At 62.3% G+C, this 19,987-nt stretch carries 18 protein-coding genes; 11 read left to right on the top strand and 7 right to left on the bottom strand.

Annotation, left to right across the window (positions count from 1 at the left end; translation table 11 throughout):
* Nucleotides 1–5 precede the first annotated feature (5 nt).
* From R4P64_RS15150 to R4P64_RS15130, 5 genes are all read right to left on the bottom strand, one after another.
* The gene (locus R4P64_RS15150) at nt 6–785 is read right to left on the bottom strand and encodes a nuclear transport factor 2 family protein (protein ID WP_317821509.1); all 780 of its coding nucleotides are present in this window, start codon (nt 783–785) and stop codon (nt 6–8) included.
* On the bottom strand, nt 782–2,512 hold the full coding sequence (locus R4P64_RS15145; RefSeq protein ID WP_317821508.1) for an acyl-CoA dehydrogenase family protein: 1,731 nt from the start codon (nt 2,510–2,512) through the stop codon (nt 782–784). Before R4P64_RS15145 ends, R4P64_RS15150 begins: the two co-directional genes overlap by 4 nt.
* A gap of 58 nt (nt 2,513–2,570) precedes the next feature.
* Nucleotides 2,571–3,230: a rhomboid-like protein gene (locus R4P64_RS15140; RefSeq protein ID WP_317821624.1), complete on the bottom strand. Its 660-nt coding sequence runs from the start codon at nt 3,228–3,230 to the stop codon at nt 2,571–2,573.
* A gap of 22 nt (nt 3,231–3,252) precedes the next feature.
* Nucleotides 3,253–3,924 (bottom strand): O-methyltransferase, encoded by a 672-nt coding sequence (locus R4P64_RS15135; protein ID WP_033234922.1) that lies wholly within the window; start codon nt 3,922–3,924, stop codon nt 3,253–3,255.
* 79 nt (nt 3,925–4,003) lie between these two features.
* On the bottom strand, nt 4,004–5,749 hold the full coding sequence (locus tag R4P64_RS15130) for a proline--tRNA ligase (protein WP_033234923.1): 1,746 nt from the start codon (nt 5,747–5,749) through the stop codon (nt 4,004–4,006).
* Between the two features lie 55 nt (nt 5,750–5,804).
* Between R4P64_RS15130 and yaaA the strand changes: the two genes are divergently transcribed.
* The 11 genes from yaaA to R4P64_RS15075 all read left to right on the top strand — a co-directional run bounded on the left by yaaA (nt 5,805) and on the right by R4P64_RS15075 (nt 17,605).
* The gene (gene yaaA / locus R4P64_RS15125; RefSeq protein WP_317821506.1) at nt 5,805–6,548 is read left to right on the top strand and encodes a peroxide stress protein YaaA; all 744 of its coding nucleotides are present in this window, start codon (nt 5,805–5,807) and stop codon (nt 6,546–6,548) included.
* Between the two features lie 551 nt (nt 6,549–7,099).
* Nucleotides 7,100–8,119, top strand: a complete 1,020-nt coding sequence (locus R4P64_RS15120) for a VOC family protein (protein ID WP_317821504.1) — start codon at nt 7,100–7,102, stop codon at nt 8,117–8,119.
* 49 nt (nt 8,120–8,168) lie between these two features.
* Complete coding sequence (locus tag R4P64_RS15115; RefSeq protein ID WP_317821502.1) at nt 8,169–9,113, top strand: fumarylacetoacetate hydrolase family protein; 945 nt, start codon at nt 8,169–8,171, stop codon at nt 9,111–9,113.
* The gene (locus R4P64_RS15110; RefSeq protein WP_317821500.1) at nt 9,110–10,102 is read left to right on the top strand and encodes a C-terminal binding protein; all 993 of its coding nucleotides are present in this window, start codon (nt 9,110–9,112) and stop codon (nt 10,100–10,102) included. Before R4P64_RS15115 ends, R4P64_RS15110 begins: the two co-directional genes overlap by 4 nt.
* Nucleotides 10,099–11,082: an aminoglycoside phosphotransferase family protein gene (locus R4P64_RS15105; protein WP_317821498.1), complete on the top strand. Its 984-nt coding sequence runs from the start codon at nt 10,099–10,101 to the stop codon at nt 11,080–11,082. Before R4P64_RS15110 ends, R4P64_RS15105 begins: the two co-directional genes overlap by 4 nt.
* The gene (gene eno / locus R4P64_RS15100) at nt 11,079–12,389 is read left to right on the top strand and encodes a phosphopyruvate hydratase (RefSeq protein WP_317821496.1); all 1,311 of its coding nucleotides are present in this window, start codon (nt 11,079–11,081) and stop codon (nt 12,387–12,389) included. Before R4P64_RS15105 ends, eno begins: the two co-directional genes overlap by 4 nt.
* Entirely contained in the window at nt 12,386–13,414 is a 1,029-nt protein-coding gene (locus R4P64_RS15095) for a fumarylacetoacetate hydrolase family protein (protein ID WP_317821494.1), read from the top strand. The genes eno and R4P64_RS15095 overlap by 4 nt, the downstream gene beginning before the upstream one ends.
* On the top strand, nt 13,411–14,532 hold the full coding sequence (locus tag R4P64_RS15090) for an FAD-dependent monooxygenase (RefSeq protein WP_317821492.1): 1,122 nt from the start codon (nt 13,411–13,413) through the stop codon (nt 14,530–14,532). The genes R4P64_RS15095 and R4P64_RS15090 overlap by 4 nt, the downstream gene beginning before the upstream one ends.
* A complete protein-coding gene (locus R4P64_RS15085; protein WP_317821490.1) occupies nt 14,529–15,593 on the top strand; it encodes an amidohydrolase family protein in 1,065 nt (354 codons plus the stop codon). The genes R4P64_RS15090 and R4P64_RS15085 overlap by 4 nt, the downstream gene beginning before the upstream one ends.
* Nucleotides 15,590–16,579, top strand: coding sequence for a cyclase family protein (locus R4P64_RS15080; RefSeq protein WP_317821488.1), 990 nt, complete (start codon nt 15,590–15,592; stop codon nt 16,577–16,579). Before R4P64_RS15085 ends, R4P64_RS15080 begins: the two co-directional genes overlap by 4 nt.
* A gap of 81 nt (nt 16,580–16,660) precedes the next feature.
* A complete protein-coding gene (locus tag R4P64_RS15075) occupies nt 16,661–17,605 on the top strand; it encodes a LysR family transcriptional regulator (RefSeq protein ID WP_317821486.1) in 945 nt (314 codons plus the stop codon).
* A gap of 101 nt (nt 17,606–17,706) precedes the next feature.
* On the opposite strand, the gene R4P64_RS15070 is transcribed toward R4P64_RS15075, so the two are convergent.
* Entirely contained in the window at nt 17,707–18,918 is a 1,212-nt protein-coding gene (locus R4P64_RS15070) for a cytochrome P450 (protein WP_317821484.1), read from the bottom strand.
* A gap of 32 nt (nt 18,919–18,950) precedes the next feature.
* Nucleotides 18,951–19,946, bottom strand: coding sequence for a PDR/VanB family oxidoreductase (locus R4P64_RS15065; RefSeq protein WP_317821482.1), 996 nt, complete (start codon nt 19,944–19,946; stop codon nt 18,951–18,953).
* Nucleotides 19,947–19,987 lie beyond the last annotated feature (41 nt).

The following is a 19,987-nucleotide window of genomic DNA, read 5'->3' as shown; positions in this document are numbered from 1 at the left end:
TAACGTCAGCTCTCGGTGAAGAACCGCACCCGGTTGATCCGATGCCCCGAGGGCTCGAATCCGAAGAGCGCGATGGCCGGTTCACCGCAGACGACAACGCTTGCCGTGACCGTGCGGCCGGCAGCGAGGACCTTGCCCCGGCTCACGCCGGCCAGAAGATCGTTGGCGTCTGCGGTAGACAGGTGCGTGCCCGCCGGAAGCTCGACCGGAATGGGCGGAATCCGGCCGACCTTTGCGGCGTCGAGGAATCGTGTTGCCGCCCGCTTGCCCTTGGACCCGACCCCGAAGATGCCGCTGGAGAAGCCAATCGCTCCCCCGATCCCCTGGTTGGACAGCAATTGCGGCGTGAGCTTGGCCGCAGCCTTGACGCCTGCTGCGCCCGCGGTGGCAAGCTGACTCAACATGGTCGCCAATTCCCAATGGGCGTAGAGGGTTCCGATCTGCAGCGAATCCGGCTCGCCGACCAGGTCGTAGCGCAGATGCATCGGCACGTTCAGGACAACGCCCGTCGACATTTCGGTAGCGAGACTGAGATCGCGCCACACTGTTCGGCCACATACTATGTCGCGCTCGACATGGAACGTGATGGTGTTCGGGGCAATGAATGTGTCGTAGAACTTCTCGATCGACGCCCGCCCGTTGTGTGGGCGCGAACCAACCGGATCGTTGACCTGACCATCCGAGCTGAACAGCGACACCCACGCCGAACGATCGTGTGCGCCGACAGCTTTGGGAGATCCCTCGACTACCGCCATCAACTGATCGCGGGTTGCCACCGCGCTCATGCGCGCATCTCGTACGCGCCGTCGTATGCTTTGACCTGCTGCCACACGCGGTCGAAGCGCTCACTGTCTACGACGGGTTTGCGCACAGCTGCGAGCGCCCAGGCTTGCTGTTCCGGTGTCGACGACGGTTTCCCGTGCAGCGCAATCGCATAGCCGGAGAAATCGCGAATCTGGAAGTCGAAGATCTGATCCACGACATCGGCGTCGAGTCCGGCGATGTCGGCCTGCTCGAGGATCAGATGCCCGTACACGACGAGCGAGAACAGGTGCCCGACGTTGAGCATGAAATCGAGATCCTTTTGCTGCGCCGCGTCCGGGGCCGCCGACGTCAGCAGTTCGGTCAACGCGATTGCCTGCTCGTAGAAGCGAGCGACATTCGGGATACCGGAGTGCTTCTCGTACACCGGCTTCCACTCGTGGAACTGAATTTTCGCGGCGCCGCGAGTCGGTCCCTGATTCCAGAAGAACTCGTCGTCCGCAGCGTCGTCGCGCGTGACAATCTCCGGGAACTCTGCCGGATTGAAGAGGTAGTTCGGCAAGAACTTGAGGATCAAGCCGACATTGACGTGAACGGTGCCTTCGAGCTTAGGCAGTGTGCCGATCACCTGCGCGGCTTCGCGGAAGTACGTGGACTTCTCGTAACCCTTGGCAGCAATCACGTCGTGCAGAAGTCCGACAACGCGCTCACCTTCTGAGGTGACCTTGGCCTTGGTCATCGGGTTGAACAGAAGGTAGCGACGGTCATCGAGACTCGCACTGCGGAAGTAGTCGACAGCCCGCGCACTGAACTGCTTCATTGCAACCAGCCGGGAGTACGCGTCGACAAACGCCGCTCGGACGTGAGCGAAGTCGGTGACGGGATTTCCGTACAGAATTCGGTTCTGCGCGTGGGTGATTGCCTCGAAGAACGCGTGCTCGCTGATTCCGATCGAACCGGTGCAAAGGTTGAACTTTCCGACGTTCACGGTGTTGAGCGCTGCCTCGAACGCAGCGACACCGGTGTGCAGGATGTCTTCCTCGCGGACCGGGTAGTCCTCCAAGCGGAAGTTGCTGACGTACATCTGACCACGGAGGACGTTGTCGACGAGGTGGTAGTTCGGGTGCGCGCTGTCCGCAACGAAGAACACGTACCCCTCGGGTCCGTCGACATCGGTGCGACGGCCGAATACCGACACCATTCCGGCGACGTTGCCGTTGCCGATGTAGTACTTCTCACCGCTGGCCCGGAAGGCAACGTCGCCGTCGGCCGGAGTGAGAAGCATGTCGGTGGAGTAGACGTCGGCGCCATGGTCGCGCTCGGAGAGTCCGAACGCCATGACTCCGCCGTCGGTGAGTTCCTGCGCTGCACGCTTCTTTGCGGCGTCGTTGTCACTCATCCAGATCGGTCCGAGTCCGAGGATCGTGACCTGCCACGCGTACCAGTACGCGAGTCCGTAAAAGCCGAAGACCTCACTCAGTGCCGCATTGCGGGCACCGTCCCAGCGACGGTTCTCGTCGCCGTCGGCGTAGGCCGCCGGAGTCTGGAATGTCGCGAACAACTTCTCCTTCTTGACGAAGTCGAGGAAGTCCGACACCCAGACAGCTTCGAGATCGTCATGCAGGAGCTGATTCTTGCCACGGCTTTCGAACCATTCGACTGTTGCCAGCAGCAGCCTGCGAGTCTCGGGATCAAAACGGGCAAAATCTTCGGTGTGGGGGTTGAACAGCAATCCGTCGGTGTCAGACACGTCATACCTTTCGTCGATGCCGTAAACCTACCAGTGAGTAACTTAGGTTGGGAAGAGTTCACGAAGCCGGCGCGGTCCTCCGCGACGGCAATAGATCCGCCGGATTCCACACCCCCGTCCGAGCCCGCGTCAGCGGATAACACGCCACTCCGAGAAGTAACGCCGACATGTGCCCGACCGCAGTAAATGTCGTAGCAAAGATCAACGGCACCGCATAGAAAATCACTGCTGCGCCGAGGTAGACGTAACGCCAGGGCTTCGAAATCCGGTACACGAGAACACCGACGACACCGGCCAATCCGTAGCTGACCCCGACGTCGAGAGTGTTGACCGCCGACTCTGCGACATATCCGTGCCGAATGCCTTCGTAGAGAACACCTTCACTGATGTAGGTGGCGCCGACGTGCGCGATCACGACAACGCACAACCACCGCCACGTCCCGAGCCAGCGCTCTGCCGTGGCATGAAAAACAGTGAACAGAACCAAATACCCCAGCCAGCCACCACCTTCGAGCCAGAAGGCACTCGAGAACAGGACGCGGATCGGGTCTTCGGAGAGGTGATGCAGATTGGTGGAACGTTTACCGAGAAAGTGTTCCTCGACATTGTCGGGAAGACGCCGCAGGAACAGTGTGGTGAAGAGCAGGGCCAACAACCAGATATACGTCCCGGGTGCGCTCCGCACCCACTGCCATACCGCCTTTGCTGCCCCCAGCATCCTCACCGCTTCGAGTGTGCGCTCACTCGTTGACTACTGCAACGGCGAACCCGTCCCACCCTTTCGATCCGACAGTCTGGATCGCGGTGCCGTCGAGTCGCGGTTCGGCCGCGATCATCTCGAGGACGGCACGACTGGCCTTGACTCGCTCGTCGTCGATGTCCGGATTCGAGACGTGTCCCCCACGCACGACGTTGTCGACGACGATGACGGTTCCCGGGTGGGACAGCGCAAGGGCCCACCGGACGTATTCGCTGTTGTTTTCCTTGTCCGCGTCGATGAACACCAGGTCGAAGGGACCGAGTTCTTCTTTCGCGATCAACGGGAGGCTGTCGAGGGCAGCGCCGACGCGGATGTCGACCCGATCGGCGAGTTCGGCGCGTTCGATGTTGGCGCGCGCTACCTCGGCGTGTGCCGGCTCGAATTCGAGACTGATGACGCGTCCCGAAGGTCCGACGGCGCGGGCCAACCAGATGGTGCTGTACCCGCCGAGGGTTCCGATTTCGAGGACGTTGCGCGCCAGGCACATTCGAGCAAACAGATGGAGCAACTTGCCTTGGTTCGGCGCTACGTCGATAGGCGGCAGGCCGGCCGCGGTGTTGGCGGCGAGTGCCGCATCGAGGACCGGATCTTCACCTACCAACGTGGAGACAAGGTAACCGTCGACTTCTGCCCAATCCGGTTCGCGTTCCATAGCCACGATTGTGGCAGAAAAGAAGGGCCGCCGCAGACACCTCGAACAGTGTCTGCGGCGGCCCGCACATCTTCTGGGATCAGCCGCGAACTGCGGCGATGATCTCCTCGATTGCCGAATCGGCGTCGATTTCGCGGCTTTCGCCGGTGAAGCGGTCGCGGATTTCGACCTTACCGTCGGCCCAACCACGGCCGACGACAACGATCAGCGGAACACCGATCAGCTCGGAGTCCTTGAACTTCACGCCGGGCGATGCCTTGCGGTCGTCGAGGATCACTTCGAGTCCGGCACGGTCGAGTTGCGCCGCGAGGCCTTCGGCGCCTTCGCGAGCGGTCTCGTCCTTGTTCGCGATGACGAGGTAGACGTCGGCCGGTGAGACCTCAGCGGGCCAACGCAGGCCCTTCTCGTCGTGGTGCTGCTCGGCGATGACGGCCACGAGACGCGAGACGCCGACGCCGTACGAACCCATGGTCGGGCGAACCGGCTTGCCGTTCTCGGCGAGGACGTCGACGTTGAACACATCGGTGTACTTGCGGCCGAGCTGGAAGACGTGACCGATTTCGATACCGCGGGCCGAGACCAGCGTGCCGGCTCCGTCGGGAGATGCGTCGCCGTCGCGAACCTCGGCGGCTTCGATGGTTCCGTCGGGTGTGAAGTCGCGACCGGCAACAAGGCCAACAACGTGCTTGCCGTCTTCGTCGGCGCCGGTGATCCAGCTGGTGCCATCCACAACGCGCGGATCAACAAGGTAACGAACACCGTTGGCCTGCAGTGCCTTCGGGCCGATGTAGCCCTTGGCCAGGAACGGGTTGTTCTTGAAGTCGGTCTCGGTGATCATCACGAACTCGGCGGGCTCGAGCGAAGCTTCGAGGCGCTTTTCGTCGACCTCACGGTCGCCGGGGATGCCGATGCCGAGAAGTTCCCATTCGCCGCCGGGCAGGCGGGTCTTGACCATGATGTTCTTGAGGGTGTCGGCAGCGGTGATCGTGCGGCCGAGGTCGGCACCGTTCGCCCAGTCCACCAGGGTGTCGATGGTGGGGGTGTTCGCGGTGTCGTAGACCTTGGCCTCGGGCAGACCGTCGAACGGAATAGCCTCGGGCACAACCGTCTTGACGGCCTCGACATTTGCGGCGTAACCGGATTCGAGGCAGCGCACGTAGGTGTCTTCGCCGATCTCACTCTCGGCGAGGAACTCCTCGGATGCGCTGCCGCCCATCGCGCCCGACGTAGCCGAGACGATGACGTACTTGACGCCCAACCGCGTGAAGATCTTCTCGTACGCGTCGCGGTGAGCTTGGTACGACGCCGTCAGACCCTCGTCGGTGAGGTCGAAGGAGTACGAGTCCTTCATGACGAACTCGCGGCCACGCAGAATGCCGGCGCGCGGACGCTCTTCGTCGCGGTACTTGGTCTGTACCTGGTACAGAGTGACCGGGAAATCCTTGTAGGAGTTGTACTCACCCTTGACCGTCAGAGCAAAGAGCTCCTCGTGGGTCGGGCCGAGCATGTAGTCGTTGCCCTTGCGGTCCTTGAGGCGGAACAGTCCGGCGCCGTATTCGGTCCACCGGTTGGATGCCTCGTAGGGTTCACGCGGCAGCAATGCGGGGAGCAGGATTTCCTGGCCGCCCATGGCATTCATCTCTTCGCGGACAACGCGCTCGACCTCGCGCAGCACCCGCAATCCCAGTGGCAACCACGAGTAGACGCCTGGAGCGATTCGGCGCACGTAGCCGGCGCGAACCAGCAGTTTGTGGCTCGCAACTTCGGCGTCCGAGGGATCGTCACGCAAGGTACGCAGGAACAGGTGGGACAGACGGGTAATCACGAGGTACAAGGATAGTCGGCGCTGTACCGTCCGCGGGCGTCGGTACGGTATCGGGGTGCTTGTATTGCTGCCTCCCTCAGAAACCAAGTCCGACGGCGGCAAGGACGCGCCCCTCGATCTGGCTGAACTGTCGATGCCCCAGTTGACCGAAACGCGCGAATTGCTGGTGCAGACGCTCGTCGATCTGGCCGCGGACGTCGAGGCCTCGTGCCAGGCGCTGGGGCTCGGACCGACCCAGGCGGACGAGGTGGAACGCAACGCGAAACTGTGGGTCTCGGCAACCCGCCCGGCACTCCAGCGCTACACCGGGGTGCTGTTCGACGCCCTTGACGCGAAGTCGTTCACGCGCGCTCAGAAGGCCAAGGCACTCGATCGAATCGCTATCGGTTCTGCCCTGTTCGGTGCCGTCCGCGCAGGTGATCTGATTCCCGCCTACCGCCTCTCCGGCGGGTCCAAGCTGCCGGGGATGGGGACGCTGCGCTCGCTGTGGAAGCCGGAGCTGCCGAAGGCCTTGGCCGCCGAAGCCGACGGCCTTGTCATCGATCTACGATCCGGCACCTACCAAGACCTCGGACCTGTTCCGGACGCGTTGATTGCAACGGTCCTCACCGAGAAGCCGGACGGCACCCGCACCGTGGTCAGTCACTTCAACAAGCATCACAAGGGTCTGCTCGCGCGCGCCCTGGTGGTCTCGCGCGCCGAACCCAGCGACATCAAGGGAGTTGCTCGGGTCGCATCGAAGGCGGGCCTGCGCGTGGAAATCGCGTCGGAGCGCGAATTGATCATCCTGACGGATTGACGACTTCACCAGCCGACTACAGCACGCAGAGGTGGGTTCTCACAGCGGCCGGACCCGCGGTGTGGGTCGAGGACCGAGCGCTTCTCAACCCACGAAACGGGCCAAGGCCGGACCATCATCGAAGCCCTCTCGGGTCACCGTCAGGTCGGCCCTCAGCGACGATCGCTCCGACCTCGAGGCCGCCAAATCGTGGTCCAGTGTCGGTCATTCGTCACCTCCTCGATGCAGCCGAGTAGAAGTCACCGCCACGCCGAGATCGGCTGCCTAGTAACGGATCTCGGGACCTGTGACGGAAAGGAATTCTCAGCGCGGACGGCGACTGTACGGCTGTGGCGATGGCAGTAGGAGCGATGACATCCGCAAAGCCGACCGACCGAGAACTTCGACGTCGTGATGATGCGGATTGACCGCGACGTGCTCACAGAACTGCCAACGCGAACTATTAGCCGTACAGATACTTGGTATGTCTGAGACCCCATTCCCCTTTTCCGGGATGTGACGCAATCTGGTGATCCAAGCCACAAGTCACATTCTTCGAGAGGGACCCGAACGTGCCGCATTTGCTTTCTCACCTCAGCCATATCGAAATCACCACCCCTGACGTCGCCGCGTCTACCCGCTTCTATACGGAGAAGTTCGGCATGCGCGCTATCCATGACAGTGATGGTCGCGTCTATCTCCGATGCTGGGGTGACTACTACGCCTACAGCTTGGTCTTGTCGCAGGGCCCTGAACCCACGTTGAAGCGAATGGCGTGGCGCACGGCCAGTGCCCAAGCATTGGAGGAAGCAGCCGGTCGGGTCGAAGCGTCGGGCATCACCGGCACGTGGTCTACCGGAGATTTCGGATTCGGTAAGGCATACGAGTTCGTCGGTCCGTGGGGGCATCCCATGCGATTGATCTACGACGTCGACAAATTTGACGCCGACACCGACTACAAGTCGATTTACCCGGACCGTCCGGAGAAGCGATCGGCGCATGCGGGTGCCCCTCGTTTCCTCGACCACATCACCGTGGCGACCACCGATGTACGCGCGTTCTGCGCGTGGTACACCGATGTCCTCGGGTACCGCACGATGGCGTTCACCGATCTCGAAGAAGCACCGATCACCGTGTTCGGTGTCTTGACGACGAATGAAAAGTCACATGATCTCGGTGTTGTTCTCGACACCTCGGATCGGCCGGGCCGTATCAACCACATTGCATTCTGGGTCGATACCTACCAGGAGCTGATCGTGTGTGCCGACGTCCTGATGGAACGCGGAACCGACATGGAATACGGCCCATCCATCCACGGCATCGGCGAGCAGAACTACCTGTACTTCCGCGAGCCGAGTGAGATGCGCGTCGAACTCAATTCTGGTGGCTACCGCAACTACGTCCCTGACTGGGAGCCTCACACGTGGAAGCCGTCCGAGGGCTCGAACAATCTATACCGCAACGGCGCTATGCCGCACTCGATGACCGAATCCTTCCCCGCAGCAGAAGGTTTGACCGCAACCGAAGAGGGCGCCTCACCAGAGATGAAGGCCGAACTGCTCAACCCGTACGCGGTTCCCGGGCAAGGCTGAGCCGAAGAACCCGATTCGACCGCCGTACTACAAAGAACTCTGGAGAAGCATGAAGATCGCACGCCGACAGACCGACAACGGCCCCACATTGTCGGTGCTCGATGCAAATGACGAACTGGTCGACCTCCGCGGCGAGCGGGACCTCGCGTCGTTGCTCGCCGACGACGGCAAGCTCCACGATGTCGCCGAACACGCACTGGCGGAACGTCATTCGGTGACGAGCAGCGCCGATGCCATCCTGCTCGCACCACTCGATCCTCCGACATTTCGCGATTTCTCGACATTTCCCGAGCACACCGAAGGCATCGTCAAACTACTCGATCCGGGGGCGACGATACCGGACGAGTTTTGGCAGATACCGACCTTCTACTTCTCGAATCCGTACGCGATCATCGGTCCGTTCGCCGATGTACCCCTTGCGCCGAGTTGCGTGGATTTTGATTTCGAACTCGAGGTCGGGGCCGTCGTCGGTGCAGCCGGGCGCGATCTGACGGTGGACGAAGCTGCCGACCATATCGCCGGATACGTCGTGATCAACGACTTCTCCGCCCGCGACGTGCAGTTCCGCGAGATGCGTATGCGTCTAGGTCCGGCCAAGGGAAAGGACACTGCGACGAGTCTGGGCCCGTACTTCGTCACTGCGGACGAATTATCCTCTCGCGTATCGGGGCCGTCGTTCGACCTGCGCATGGAGGTCGCCGTCAACGGTGAGAAGATCGGCGGCGACACACTCGACCACATGGCGTGGTCCTTTCCCGCCCTCGCTGCCTACGCCTCGCGCGGCACGCAAGTCCGCCCGGGAGACCTTCTGGGCTCTGGGACATGCCGCAGCGGCTGCCTAGCGGAATTGTGGGGTAGGCATGGCCGCGGTTCACGGCCGGCGTTGCGCCCAGGCGACGTCGTGACCACGAGCGTCGACGTCCTCGGGGGCACACGCAACCGCATTGTCGAATCCGTTGCATCCCAGACGATCACGCCGTGGAGGTCGACATGACGTACCGAGTGCTCATCACAGATCATCCAGCGGCCACTCTCGACGTCGAACGCTCGGTGTTCGCGGCGGCGGGTGTGGACATGGTCGTGGCATCCACAACCGATCCCGCTGAGCTCGCAGTGTTGGCTGCTGACGTAGACGCCATCGCCACCTGCTTCGCCCACGTCACCGCCCAGGTTTTGGAGAGCGCAACGCGATGTCGGACGGTGGCGCGATTCGGCGTCGGTCTCGACAACATCGACGTTGCCCGTGCGACGGAACTCGGCATGATCGTGACGAACGTCCCGGTCTACTGCGTCGACGAGGTCGCAGACCACACGCTGATGATGGTCCTGGCGCTTGCTCGGAGGTTGGTGCCCTTTGTCAACGACACCGCAGCCGGAGCATGGAACCGCTCATTCGCCCCGACTCCGGTCCGATTGCGCGGAAAGACTTTCGGCGCAATCGGACTGGGATCGATCGGCTCGGCGCTCGTTCCCCGGATGGCATCTCTGGGAATGAACGTGGTCGGTCTCGGTCGCCGCTGCGGCGTCACCGATGGCGTCACCGCAGTCGATTCACTCGAGGAACTACTCTCTGTGGCCGATGTCGTGTCTTTGCACCTGCCACTCAACGAGTCCACCCGTCACACGATCGGCGGTGCCGAGTTGGCGTTGATGAAACAGTCTGCGTGGCTGATCAACACCTCGCGCGGCGGTCTCGTTGACACCGAAGCACTGACAGCGGCACTGACAGCGGGCAGCATTGCCGGGGCGGGTCTGGACGTCAGCGATCCTGAGCCGCTCCCCCCAGGGCACCCGCTGCGTACCAGCTCGAACGTTCTCCTCACGCCGCATTACGCGTTCAGCTCCGATGGATCGATGGCCGACTTGTCCCGCTCGGCAGCTCAGCACGTCGTAGATGTGTTGGGCGGTCGACTCCCCGAGTGCATCGTCAACGAGGCCGTATTGGCATCGCCGGCGTTGCGAGCATCGGAGATCGTTCGATGACCCTCGAAGACGCCGACTTCTCCGGCGCCGTCACCGACCATCTACGCCGGCGCGGCTTGACCTCGCCCACCACGGAGCTAACCGTTACTCCCTTGACCGGCGGAGTCTCCAACGACGTGTTGTCTGTGTCCGGCGACGGACTCGACATCGTCGTCAAACGTGCACTGAGCCGACTGCGCGTCGAGCAGGACTGGGTGGCCGACGTCAGCCGATTGAGCACCGAGGGGCGGGCACTTCAGCTCGCGGCCACCATCGATCCCGGCGCCGTCCCCGCGGTCCTGGATCTTGCGGACGGCTTTCTCGTCATCGAACGAGCACCAGCCCATTGGCGTACATGGAAAGCCGATCTGCTGGCTGGCATCGTCGACATCGACGTTGCAGGACGACTGGGCGAGTTTCTCGCCCACCTGCAGAGCCACACCACCGGGCGGACCGAGGAGTTACGTGGCGACTTCGGTTCCCGCACTGCATTCGAACAACTCCGCGTCGAACCATTCCACGTGCAAGTACGCGACGGTCACCCCGACGTCGCCGCCGAGATCGACCGCACCGTCGCAGTAATGAACGAGACGCCGACATGCCTGGTCCACGGAGACTATTCACCGAAAAACATCCTTGTCGGCGACTCCGATGCACACGTGTGGGTCATCGACTGGGAGGTCGCTCATCTGGGGGACCCCACGTTCGATCCGGCGTGGGTCGTCGGCCACCTGCTGCTCAAAAGCATCCGACGACCAGAGCTTGCGGAACGGTTCCGCCGCGCCGCCGCGAACTTCCTCGACGCGCTCGATCACTCCGACCCAGAATTGCACCGTCAACTGATCCGGCAAACCGGTGTCTTGGTCCTTGCCCGAGTCGACGGGCGAAGCCCGATCGACTACCTCGATGACGGCGGCCGACAAACAGCACGCGCACTCGGCCTCCGATTACTCGGAGACTTCCCTCATCCACTTCTCGACGCTTGGAGGCACCTGTCGTGATCGACACCGCAATCACCACCATCACCGCCTGGGAGGGCCTGGACTCGCGTGGTAAACCGACCGTGGGCTGCGAAGTTCAACTCTCCGGCGGCGGCCGCGGGCACGCCTACGTTCCCTCCGGCGCGTCGACGGGCAGGCACGAAGCGCGCGAACTGCGCGACGGCGACTCCCGCTACGACGGCCAGGGAGTTCAGCAAGCAGCGATCAATGCGCGGACCGTTCTCGCCGAGGCCGTTCACGGACTCGACGCCCTCGACGGCAAGACGGTCGACGAGGCATTGCGCGCGGCCGACGGCACTCCCGATCTCGGTCGCCTCGGCGCCAATGCCGTTCTCGCAGTGTCGGTCGCCGCTGCCCTCGCCGCCGCCGACGCCCAGCGAGTTCCCCTCTATCAATCGGTCGCGGCAGGTGCGGACCCACTGTTGCCTCTTCCGATGGTCAACATCATTTCCGGCGGTGCTCACGCCGGCCGCTCGATCGACGTGCAGGACTTCTTGGCAGTTCCGGTAGGGGCAGGGACGTTTTCCGAAGCGATCGACTACACCGCCCGAGTACGTCGCGGGACCGCTGAGGTTCTGCGCGAGATGGGCCATGCGATCGCTCTCGTCGCCGACGAAGGTGGCCTGGGCCCCGTTCTGCCCACCAATCGAGCGGCACTCGACATGGTGGTCGCCGGCATCGAACGGGCCGGACTACGACCCGGCACCGACGTCGGCATCGCGGTCGATGTCGCTGCAACACAGTTTCTTTCGAGCGACGGACGATATGTGCTCGCCGCAGAAGGTGATCGCCGACTGAACGCCGAGGGACTCATCGACGAATTGGTGCAATGGTGCGCGCACTATCCGATCGTCTCCATCGAAGATGCTCTCGGCGAAGACGACTGGGAAGGCTGGGTCGAAGCAACGGCGCGTCTGGGTGACCGGCAGCTTCTCGGTGACGACTTCTTCGTCACCGACGCCGAGCGATTGGGCCGGGGCATCAAGGTCCGCGCTGCCAACGCTGTCCTTGTCAAGCCCAACCAGACCGGTACGTTGTCCGACGCCCTGGCCGTAATTCGACTGGCTCAGGAAAACGGCTATCGCACTGTGCTGTCCGCTCGATCCGGCGAGACCGAGGACTCGTGGCTGGCCGACCTCGCCCTCGGCTGGCGAACCGGGCAGATCAAAGTCGGCTCAACGATGCGATCCGAACGCACCGCCAAGTGGAACCGATTGTTGCAGATCGAATCTCAGCTCGGCGGGACCGTCGAATACGCCGGCGCCTCCGCCCTGTCCTGCCCAACCATTGACGGAGTACCGGCATGAACCGACGACTGAACACCTATGGCGTTGGCACCTTCGACGACGGACAAGGCAGCTTCCCAGGCGTAGTGTCGGGTGACCGAGTAATCCGTATCGAACCGGGCCGCCTCGGCCCCGGCATCGACACCACCCTCGACATCTTCGACGCATGGGAATCTGTGCACACCGCACTACCCGCAATTGCCGACGAGGCATCGAAAACCGGGATCCCGCTGACGGAACTGCAGGTGCTACCGCCGGTGCAACCTCGCCACATCTTTCAAGCGGGAGCCAACTACCGCAGCCACGTCGCCGAGATGATCGTCTCAGGCAAAGACGATGCCGACATGCGATCCGACACCGAACTGCACACTGCCGCAACCGCAATGATGGACGAGCGCGTCCGGACAGGAAGCGCCTTCTTCTTCGCCGGCATGCAGTCCGCGATGTGCGGCGCCGACGACGACGTGCTCCTCGTTCCCGAATCGGCCCGCACCGATTGGGAAGCCGAACTGGTGATTGTCATAGGTTCCCGGGTGGCGAACGTGACCTACGAAGACGCACTGACAGCCGTAGCCGGATACACCATCGCCAACGACGTGAGCGCGCGCGATCTGCAGTTCCCCGCTGAACACGCCCCGCTCGGCGGAGACTGGATGCGCGCGAAGAACCGTCCGACCTTTCTTCCGATCGGCCCGTTCGTCGTACCTGCCGACTTGCTGGGCGACTACAGAGAACTCGAGATCGAGTTCCGTCTCAACGGCGAACGCATGCAACACGACAGAGCGGCCAACATGCTCTTCGACATTCCCTCTCTCGTCTCACAAGCATCCGCCATCACACCGCTCCTACCTGGGGATTTGATTCTTACCGGCAGCCCCGCCGGCAACGGAGGCAAGTGGCAGCGCTGGCTCACTCCCGGAGACGTCATGGAAGCGTCGGTGACCGGTATCGGCACCCTGCGAAACACCTGCCGCGCGTCCTCATCGCCGCCCAACACATCCAGTCCGGTCACTGACACACTTTCCAGGAAGGACAACCATCGGTGATAGTCAACAAAGTCGGCATCGTCGGCGCTGGCATTGCAGGAATGACAGCCGGTATCTTGCTCGCCGAGGCCGGCATCGATGTCGAGATACTCGAAGGCGCCGAGAACCCGTCCCTATCCGGTTCAGGGATTACTCTGCAAGGCAACGCACTTCGCATTCTCCAGCAGATCGGCGCATGGGATCGCATCAAAGAACTAGGCTACGCATTCGACTCCATCGGCATTCGCGCGCCCGACCCCGACGCCACCGTTCTCGCGATCATCGACGACGTCCGCACCGGCGGTCCGGAACTGCCGGCAACCCTCGGGATGCGACGACCGGAACTCGCGGAGATCCTCCGGAAACTGATGCACGAGAGCGGCGGCCGGATTCGATACGGTTGCACGCTCACCGCAACCGAATCCGACAACGACACAGCCACTGCGATCCTTGCCACCGGTGAGCGGCTGTCGTACGACCTGCTCATCGGCGCGGACGGCATCAATTCCACCACCCGCAAGCTACTCGGAATCGATATCGAACCGCGATCGACCGGTGCGGGCGCCTGGCGCGTCGTCGTCCCCAGGCCAACCGAAATCGTCCGCACCGACCTCATCTACGGTGGTCCCAACTATATCGCCGGATACTGCCCCACCAGTGACGACTCGATTTACGCGTACATCATCGAGGACGCTCGCATGCGTGACCTCAAAGACGGCCCGGCGGTCTTCAAAGAACTCGCCGGCCACTACGGAGGCCCGTGGAAGGAGATCGCGGCCTCCGTCGACGACGACACACCCATCAACTACACGTGGTTCACCACTCATCTGGTCGAGGGACCGTGGCACCGCGGGCGGATCATGCTGATCGGAGATGCGGTGCACAATTGCCCTCCGACCATTGCTCAAGGCGCGGCAATGGCCCTCGAAGATGCGTCTGTGCTGGTCGAGGAACTGCTCGGCGCCGATGGATCCATGGACCAGGTCTTGCTGCGCGTTCAGGGGCGCCGCTTCGGGCGAGCGAAGGTCGTCGTCGAATCATCGACCCAGTTGGTCGAGTGGATGGTCGAAGGACGTACCGACGGTGACGTCCCCGGTCTCATCCACAAGGTCGCGCTCATGCTGGAGGTGCCGGCGTGAGTACCGTCGACGTACATACTCATGCCTTGTTGCCTGCCGTCGAAGCGTTCGTAGGTGAACTCGATCCGGAAGGACTCGCCGCGGCGCGGGCCCTCGACGGACGCAGAAACGGATCTCTGTCGTCCGTCGAGTCGGGTCGCATGATCAAAGAGCGGTGGGCACTGTTGACCGACCTCGCCACTCGTCTGTCTGCGATGGACGCAACCGACGTCGACGTGCAGGTCGTATCTCCCTCACCGTCGCATTACTACTCGTTCCTCAACGGCGACAATTCTTTCCGGGTTGCTCAGGCAATCAATTCTGCGATCGCCGATCTGGTCGCCCAAGCACCTGATCGCCTGGTTGGTCTTGGCGTCGCTCCTGTGCAGCACCCGGATCGGATGGTCGACGCTCTCGACGATGCGCGCCGCCGCGGTTTGATCGGAGTCGAGATCAGCTCGTTCGGGCCACCGCGAACAGGTGGGCAAGCCGGCACCGTCGAGTTGTCCGACCCCGCACTCGAACCGTTCTGGGCCGCCGCTGAAGCGCACCGAGCAGTGGTGTTCCTGCACCCGTTCGGATGCTCACTGGATGAAAGACTGGACCGTTTCTATCTGTCCAACACCGTTTCTCAACCGGCGGAAAACGCTGTCGCCCTCTCACATCTCATTTTCAGCGGCGTTCTCGATCGTCACCCCGACCTGATCCTCGTCGCGGCTCACGGAGGCGGCTACCTTCCTACATCGATCGGAAGATCCGATCACGCGTGGGCGGTACGACCGGAAGCACGGCACTGCGCGCACCCTCCCTCGACCTATCTACAGCGCATATGGTTCGACTCGCTTACCCACGACAGCGGGCAACTGCGTGAGCTGATCCGCGTTGCCGGCGCCGATCGTGTGCTGTTGGGTTCGGATTTTCCGTTCGACATGGGTTGTGATCATGCGGTAGCGGCCGTGCGCGATGCCGGTTTACCCGACGAGGTGATCGAACAGGTGCTCGTCCTCAATGCCAGAAACATATTGACCGCGGCCACAGCGCGCCCCGTTGCCTCACTCGGCTCCGACGAAGGAATGCAATGACCTCCGAATCGACAACCACTGCCCTGGACAGGACCGATCCCGAACGCGAAATCGCCGCAGCTGCAAAGAGGAATCGCAACTGGGGCAGGTGGGGCTCCGACGATGTCCGGGGAACGATGAACTACCTCACCGACGATCTCCGTGCCGCTGCGGCCGGCCTCGTCCGCAGCGGTGCGTCGTTCTCACTGTCGCAGTCCTTCGACATGGACGGGCCGCAAAAAGGGTGGCGCAGACGAACGAACCCTATCCACACGATGCTCGATACAGGAACCGACGCCGCGGCCGGAATACAAGGGTTCCCGCACGGGCTGGGCGGTGCCGACGACGTCGTATCGATGCCGTTGCAGTGCTCCACCCAATGGGACGGACTTGGCCATATCTTCGACCACGGAGTGGCGTGGAACGGTCGACCCGCTCAAGAAGTCGTCACCAGCCTCGGCGATCACGTCACCGGAATCGAGACCGTGGCCAACGGAATCGCCGGGCGCGGTGTGCTTCTCGATGTCGGACGTCACCTGTCCACCGACGGAGAGCTGGCCGACGGCTTCGCCATTACCACCGAGCACCTCCTGCGCACCATCGACGCTCAGGGCGCGTCCTCCGCTGTCAGGCGCGGGGACCTCATCCTGGTTCGGACAGGGCAATTGACCAGAGCGCGCAGGCACGGCTGGGGTGATTATGCCGGCGGCCCCGCACCAGGACTGTCCTTCACCACCGCGGACTGGTTGCATGACAGCGAGATCGCTGCTATCGCAACGGACACATGGGGTTTCGAGGTGCGACCCAACGAATTCGACGTCGCCTTCCAACCTTTACATCAGGTTGCCATCCCCAACATCGGACTGTTTCTCGGCGAAATGTGGGACCTCGACGCACTCGCGGAAGATTGTGCGCACGACGGTATTTACGAGTTCTTTCTCACCGCTTCACCTATCCCCGTAACGGGCGCAGTGGGCGCACCGGTCAATCCCATCGCCGTCAAATGAGGGCCCGAGACACTGCATGACCGTCACACCTGACCGGTAGAGTTACCGAACCAGGGTCACGGTACTCACGGAGGAGGGGTAGTGAAAGAAGTAGACCTCAACCTACTACCCCACCTCCAGGCGCTCCTCGAATTGCGCAACGTCTCACGTGCAGCCGAGCGCGTTCACCTGAGCCAGTCGGCGATGAGCGCGGCACTCGCCCGGCTGCGCCACCACTTCGACGACGAGTTGCTGGTGCGGCAGGGACGCGGATATGTGCTCAGCTCGTTTGCCCAAAACCTTGCCCCTGCAGTGCAAGAGGCCGTGGCTAAGGTGCACGAGGCGATGCAGATGCAGTTCGACTTCGATCCGACCGATACGGACCGCACATTCGTCCTTGCCGCATCCGACTACGCCACCACCGTCGTCATGCGTCCGCTAAGACTACTCATCACCAACCAAGCACCACGAGTGTCGATAGATTTCGTCCCCATCGCAGGCCTGGAAACCGGACTCGAAGCGTTCGGCGCTGTCGATGCGATAGTGGGCCCTGTGGGATACAACTTCGGGGGTAGCTACCGTCAGCTCTTCCGCGACGAGTTCGTAGCTGTGATGGACAGCCACAATCCGCTGTTGGACAGAACAGAGCTCACTTTGCGGGACATCGCAGCGGCACCGCACGCGACGGGAGATTTCGGCACCGGGATCACCACACCTCCGATGCAGTTCCTCGCCGATGCCGGCCTGAGTCCGACTGTCGCTGCCCGTGTTTCGGGATGGCAGGTTCTCCCCTTCCTCGTAGAGGGAACCGATCTCGTCGCCCTCGTGCCCCGACAGCTCGCGCTTCGGTTGGCGTCCAGGCTGTCGGTGACGGTCGTGGAATTCGTGCGTGAACTCGAAGTTCCTGTGGTGGAGGCAATGTACTGGCATCCCCTGCACACCACGGACCCCGCCAACACATGGCTACGATCGTCCATACAACAAGTCTGCCGGGAGCTCCGCGCCGAGACGAAAATGGAAGTTCACCCCATCCTGATCGGCGCGTAGCGAATATCCCAGATGCACGACCGGTGTGATGGTTGTTTCGTCCCACCGATCGTGCAAGGTTTCCGGCGTCTTCGTGACAGAAATTTCCCGAGCCTGACCGCTCAGCGCAGGTGGACCTTCACAGGAATCTCCTCCCACGAGCGCAAAGTATTGTTGAGGTGCCGGTGCGCAGGTCCGGCCAGTTCAATCGACTTCACCCGCCTTGCAAGGGCAGTGAGTAGCGCTTCCGACTCCAAGCGCGCCACATGCTGTCCGACGCACTGATGGATCCCCATCCCGAAACCGACATGCCCGGAAGGGTTGCGATTGATGTCGAACTCGTCCGGGTTCTCCCAACGCCGAGGATCCCTGTTCGCAGAACCCAGAAACAGGAGAATCTTCCGCCCGTCCGGGATGAGAGTCCCACCGACTTCGATGTCGCGAGTGGCGGTACGGAAGAAGGTTTGGACAGGCGACTCCCACCGAACAGCCTCGTCGAACGCGGTTCTGGCCAGCGGTATCGGGTTGGCGTGTAAACGCGCCCACTGAAGCGGGTGGGTTGCGAAGGCGTAGAGGACCGCTGCCAGTCCATTGACCGTCGTGTCCACTCCCGCCGAGAGCAGGGAGCGCACCATCAACGGCGCCTGCTCGTAGGTAATGTCGCCGCGGTCCGCTGCCGCCCAGATCTGAGCGCCGAAACCGTCATCGGATAGCACTTCCCGCGAACACTGTGCATTGACCCAACACGAAAGTTCACCGACCCGCGGTGCGCCCTTCACCACGAGACTGTTCACAGGACCGAACGCGTTGAATACATGATCGCCGTAGGGCAACAAGTTTTTTCGACCGCTTTCGGGAATACCCACGGCGTCGGGAAACACCCGCAGGGGAAACGCTGCCGCGAGACGTGCGACCGCATCGAACTCCGTTCCCGAGGCCAAGACTTCGTCCACCAGAATTTCGGCATCGAGCAACCAAGACGTACGTAGCTTCGCCAGCGCGCGAGGGCCGAGGACCTTGGTCAAAACCGCTCGTGGAGCGTCGTGATGCGGCGGATCGGCTTCGAGCAACAAGCTCGGTGGACGCCAGGGAGTTTCGTGGCGAAAATTGCTCAGTCCCACTCCTGCCGCCGACTGGAACGTTTGCCAGTCGGTCAAGGCTGCATGGACCTCGGTGTAACGGCCCATCGCGAAGACCTCGTACCGGTCCAAGTACACCACCGCTCCGGCAGCCCGCAGGTCCGACTGGAACGGCAAAGGATCTTTGAGAACATCGAGCCCAAACGGATCGGCATGGCTGATCGAGGCGTGAGAGGAAGGGACGGAGGTGGTCATCGTAGAAGTCCTTCGGGAAAAGGGTGGGAGGGTCAGAGGTTGAGGACGAGGCGGTCCGAGCATGACCGTGAGACACAGATGAACATGCAGTTACCGACGGTGCGCTCGTCGTCGTCGAGGATCGAGTCGCGGTGATCGGGTCGGCCGGAAAGCACTGTCGTCTCACAGGTTCCGCAGGTGCCCTCCCGACAAGAGGACAGCACGTTCACACCTGCTTGCTGCACCACGTCGAGAACACTTCTCTCAGGTGTCACCGTCACGGTGACACCACTTCGTGCCAATTCGACGTCGAACGGCTCGGTGCGCACTGGAGCAAGCTGTTCCTTCGGCACGAAACGTTCCATCCGGAACTTGCCGACCGGCCAACCGGCGCAGTACTTCTCGACCGCATCCAAGAGCGGGGCCGGACCGCACACGTACACCTTCGTCTCCGTCGAGGCCGCTGGGTTCAGCCAGGAAGGCAGATCAAGGAGCCCATACTCGTCCTGAGGGACGATGACGACCTTGTCCCCGTAGGCTTCGAGTTCGTCGAGAAACGCCATCGATGCACGTGTACGACCGCCATAGAGGAGTTGCCACTCGATGCCCGTCAATTCGGCCTGAGCGATCATCGGCATCAGCGCAGTAATTCCAATACCACCGGCGATGAACAGGTATTTCGGTGCGGGAACCAACGGAAAGTTGTTACGCGGCCCTCCCATCCCGACTGCGTCACCAACAGACAAGGCATCGTGGACGAACAACGAACCGCCCCGACCGGCTCGTTCACGCAAAACTCCGATCCGGTAGGTGTAAGGGTCCCATCGGTTTCCACATAGTGAGTACTGGCGGGTCAGGCCGTTAGGTAGCACCACGTCGATATGTGCGCCGGGCGCCCAGTCCGGCAACCGGCGCCCGTCCGAATAGCTCAAGCCCAACGTCACGACGCCATCCGCGACAGTATCTTTCGAGCGCACGCACAGTGCGGATTCGGTAGTGGGGGCGGAACGATGCGCTAGTAGCGCTCGCGAAACAACATCTTCTGACATAGCGGACTCCTTGATCTCTTTACAGATCGAGGATCGTTCCT

The organism is Rhodococcus sp. IEGM 1366, from assembly GCF_033142425.1.
Classification (GTDB): domain Bacteria; phylum Actinomycetota; class Actinomycetes; order Mycobacteriales; family Mycobacteriaceae; genus Rhodococcus_F; species Rhodococcus_F globerula.
This window is presented reverse-complemented; position numbering and strand designations above follow the sequence as displayed.

What these genes read in the sequence shown, in the direction of transcription:
- R4P64_RS15150 (WP_317821509.1), bottom strand. Translation starts at nt 785, where the DNA reads ATGAGCGCGGTGGCAACCCGCGATCAGTTGATGGCGGTAGTCGAGGGA.
- R4P64_RS15135 (WP_033234922.1), bottom strand. Translation starts at nt 3,924, where the DNA reads ATGGAACGCGAACCGGATTGGGCAGAAGTCGACGGTTACCTTGTCTCC.
- R4P64_RS15070 (WP_317821484.1), bottom strand. Translation starts at nt 18,918, where the DNA reads ATGACCACCTCCGTCCCTTCCTCTCACGCCTCGATCAGCCATGCCGAT.
- R4P64_RS15115 (WP_317821502.1), top strand. Translation starts at nt 8,169, where the DNA reads ATGAAGATCGCACGCCGACAGACCGACAACGGCCCCACATTGTCGGTG.
- R4P64_RS15065 (WP_317821482.1), bottom strand. Translation starts at nt 19,946, where the DNA reads ATGTCAGAAGATGTTGTTTCGCGAGCGCTACTAGCGCATCGTTCCGCC.
- R4P64_RS15105 (WP_317821498.1), top strand. Translation starts at nt 10,099, where the DNA reads ATGACCCTCGAAGACGCCGACTTCTCCGGCGCCGTCACCGACCATCTA.
- R4P64_RS15080 (WP_317821488.1), top strand. Translation starts at nt 15,590, where the DNA reads ATGACCTCCGAATCGACAACCACTGCCCTGGACAGGACCGATCCCGAA.
- R4P64_RS15095 (WP_317821494.1), top strand. Translation starts at nt 12,386, where the DNA reads ATGAACCGACGACTGAACACCTATGGCGTTGGCACCTTCGACGACGGA.
- R4P64_RS15140 (WP_317821624.1), bottom strand. Translation starts at nt 3,230, where the DNA reads ATGCTGGGGGCAGCAAAGGCGGTATGGCAGTGGGTGCGGAGCGCACCC.
- R4P64_RS15110 (WP_317821500.1), top strand. Translation starts at nt 9,110, where the DNA reads ATGACGTACCGAGTGCTCATCACAGATCATCCAGCGGCCACTCTCGAC.